Raw genomic sequence first — 3,376 nt, forward strand, 5'->3', positions numbered from 1 at the left:
GTTGAAACGCTGACCTACAAACGTACTGCGACCGTTAACCTAGTGACTAAAGAAGTGACTTATGGTGACTGGACCTCAACTGATGATGACTTCGACAAAGTAGACACACCAGCAATTGCAGGCTACACACCAGATAAGGCAAGTGTAGCAGCTGAAGTGGATGTAGCAGCTACAGCTCCAGACACTGAAGTTATCGTTACCTATGTCAAGGATGTTCCGAAAGAAGCAACTGTTACAATCAAGTACGTGGATGAGAATGGTCTCGAGATTCTTCCACCAGAAACCATCACAGGTAAGATTGGTGATCCATACACAACCAGCGGCAAGGTGATTTCAGGTTACTATCTAGTAGAAGTGCCAGTGAACCAAACAGGAATAATTTCTGCTAGTGGTACAACCGTTGTCTATGTCTATGGCAAACTCGGTTCATGGGTTCCAAGTGTTCCGACAGGAGTAGACCCAGTACCGCCAATTCCGTATCCGAACGACCCAACGGATCCAAGTAAACCGGGTACTGATTTGCCAGTTTTGCCACATGTTCCAGGTCATATTCCAGTCGGACCAGACGGCGTAAGTCCATTGACCCCAGTCGATCCAAGTGATCCAAGCAAGGGCTATGTCTTGCCGCCAGTTCCATCAAATCCAGGAACAGATACTCCGATTACCTATGTGCCTGAAGCACCGAAAGAAGCAACTGTCACAGTCAAGTACGTGGATGAGAATGGTCGTGAGATTCTTCCACCAGAAACCATCACAGGCAAGGTTGGTGATCCATACACAACCAGCGGCAAGGTGATTTCAGGGTACTATCTAGTAGAAGTGCCAGCGAACCAAACAGGAACAATTTCTGCTAGTGGTACAACCGTTGTCTATGTCTATGGCAAACTCGGTTCATGGGTTCCAAGTGTTCCGACAGGAGTAGACCCAGTACCGCCAATTCCGTATCCGAACGACCCAATGGATCCAAGTAAACCGGGTACAGACTTGCCAGTTCTGCCACATGTTCCAGGTCATATTCCAGTCGGACCAGACGGTGTCACACCATTGACCCCAGTTAATCCAAGTGATCCAAGCAAGGGCTATATCTTGCCGCCAGTTCCATCAAATCCAGGAACTGATACTCCGATTACCTATGTGCCTGAAGCACCGAAAGAAGCAACTGTCACAGTCAAGTACGTGGATGAGAATGGTCGTGAGCTTCTTCCACCAGAAACCATCACAGGCAAGGTTGGTGATCCATACACAACCAACGGCAAGGTGATTTCAGGTTACTATCTAGTAGAAGTGCCAGCCAACCAAACAGGAACAATTTCTGCTAGTGGTACAACTGTTGTCTATGTCTATGGCAAACTCGGTTCATGGGTTCCAAGTGTTCCGACAGGAGTAGACCCAGTACCGCCAATTCCGTATCCGAACGACCCAACGGATCCAAGTAAACCGGGTACTGATTTGCCAGTTCTGCCACATGTTCCAGGTCATATTCCAGTTGGCCCAGACAGTGTCACCCCATTGACCCCAGTTGATCCAAGTGATCCAAGCAAGGGCTATATCTTGCCGCCAGTTCCGTCAAATCCAGGAACGGATACTCCGATTACCTATGTGCCTGTACCTCAGCCGCAAGAACCAATTGTTCCAAAACCTACTCGACCAACACCACCAGCTCTTCCAACCCAACCAAGTGCTCCAGTGAAACCTATGGCTCCAGTTTCCCCTACTGCGCCAGCTTCACCAACTCAAAATACAGTGACAGCCGATAAAACAAGTCAACGAACATTACCAAATACAGGTGATAGCAGTTCAGATATTGCCTTGATGGCAGGTATCAGCTTGTTAATGGCTACACTCGGCATGGTTGTGAAAGCTAGGAAGGAAGACTAGTTTTTGGTAAACATGAACAAGAGAGGATTTTCCTCTCTTGTTTTTTTATGCAGGTAAGGCTGTTAGAATGCCTATCGGCATTGTCTGTATTTCCTATAAAAATCCTTTGATAATACCTAATTTTCTGCTATACTAACAGTAGCTAATAATGGAGGTAAGACCATGGGCATTTTGACAATGGATAAAACCTTTGTATTCTAAAAAATAATACAAAGGAGAAGATCATGATTACTTACAAACAAGACCCTCAACTTGATGTTCAAGCTGTCCTTGACCTCTATGCTTCAGTTGGTTGGACAAATTATACTAACCGGCCTGCCATGTTGCAGAAGGCCTTGGAACATAGCCTGTTTGTTCTTGCGGCCTTTGACGGTGACCGTCTAGTGGGTCTCTTGCGAGCAGTTGGTGACGGGCATTCAATCGTTTTTATTCAGGACATCTTGGTCCTGCCAACCTATCAGCGTCAGGGAATTGGTCGTCATCTTTTGGAGCAGACCATTACCCACTTTTCGGAAGTTTACCAGCTTCATCTCTTGACAGAAAATACAGAGAAAACACGGTCTTTCTATGAAGCGCTTGGTTTTACAGCTGTTGATAGCCTAGATTGTATCGCCTACACCTATTTAAAATAATAGAATAATCTAAAAAAAACGAGGCTGGGAGACCAGCCTTTTGCTTCGAGCAAATGATTTGAATTTCAAATCAAAAAGAGTAGAATATATTTATCAATAATTAGTAACAATGGAGATGAACAATGGCAACTGTATTAATTGTAAAGGCCCACCCCCTCGACGCACAAAAGTCCTACGCCTTGCGGGCATTGGAAGAGTTTCAAACTCGGTACGCCAGTTTGCACCCGGAAGATAGGATTGAAATAGTAGATGTCTTTGAGGATCAGATTCCAGCCTTGGATAAGCCTTTGTTAGAATCTATGGGAGCAGCAAAAAAAGGTATAGAAATCAGTCCTGAACAAGCGGAGCAGTTAGACCGCTACAATGCCTTGACCCAACAATTTCTTGCAGCAGATAAGATTGTTGTGGTCAATCCCCTTTGGAACCTCAATGTGCCAAGTCAATTAGTGTCATGGATTAATACCATTAACGTTGCAGGCCTGACCTTCAAGTATGGACCAGAAGGCTCCATCGGATTGGTCAAGGACAAAAAACTTCTCCATATCCAGTCTAATGGTGGTGTCTATGCAGGTCAGGATCCAGCAGCCCAATACATCAAATCTATCTTTGAATTTCTTGGTTTTGAAGACATCCATCAGGTCTTCATTGAAGGGCAATCAGCAGATCCAAGTCAGGCTCAGGCTATCTATGATGAGGCAATGTCCAAAATCGATAGGATTTTGGAAACATTTTAAGCCAAAACCTCGCTCTATCTGATATACTCCCCTTATAGTGGACAGTGAAAAAACAAAAATTTTCACTAGAAACTATAAAGGGAGTTTTATTATGTCCAAAAGAAGTCCAAAGTCTGTCTCTGAGAAACTAGC

General features: G+C 44.8%; 3 protein-coding genes. All 3 read left to right on the top strand.

The features are described from left to right. On the top strand, window positions 1–1,878 hold a 1,878-nt coding region (locus tag C1G57_RS04285; RefSeq protein ID WP_153045608.1), incomplete at its 5' end, for a MucBP domain-containing protein. Between the two features lie 224 nt (window positions 1,879–2,102). Continuing rightward, entirely contained in the window at window positions 2,103–2,510 is a 408-nt protein-coding gene (locus C1G57_RS04290; RefSeq protein ID WP_105113892.1) for a GNAT family N-acetyltransferase, read from the top strand. 122 nt (window positions 2,511–2,632) lie between these two features. Continuing rightward, window positions 2,633–3,244, top strand: a complete 612-nt coding sequence (locus C1G57_RS04295; RefSeq protein ID WP_105113893.1) for an FMN-dependent NADH-azoreductase — start codon at window positions 2,633–2,635, stop codon at window positions 3,242–3,244. The last annotated feature ends 132 nt before the right edge of the window (window positions 3,245–3,376 follow it).

Origin of the sequence: Streptococcus suis (assembly GCF_002960425.1) — a bacterium.
Taxonomy (GTDB): Bacteria; Bacillota; Bacilli; order Lactobacillales; family Streptococcaceae; genus Streptococcus; species Streptococcus suis_S.

Bases quoted from the DNA above. Each gene is read 5' to 3' on its own strand.
- C1G57_RS04295 (WP_105113893.1), top strand. From the start codon at position 2,633: ATGGCAACTGTATTAATTGTAAAGGCCCACCCCCTCGACGCACAAAAG.
- C1G57_RS04290 (WP_105113892.1), top strand. From the start codon at position 2,103: ATGATTACTTACAAACAAGACCCTCAACTTGATGTTCAAGCTGTCCTT.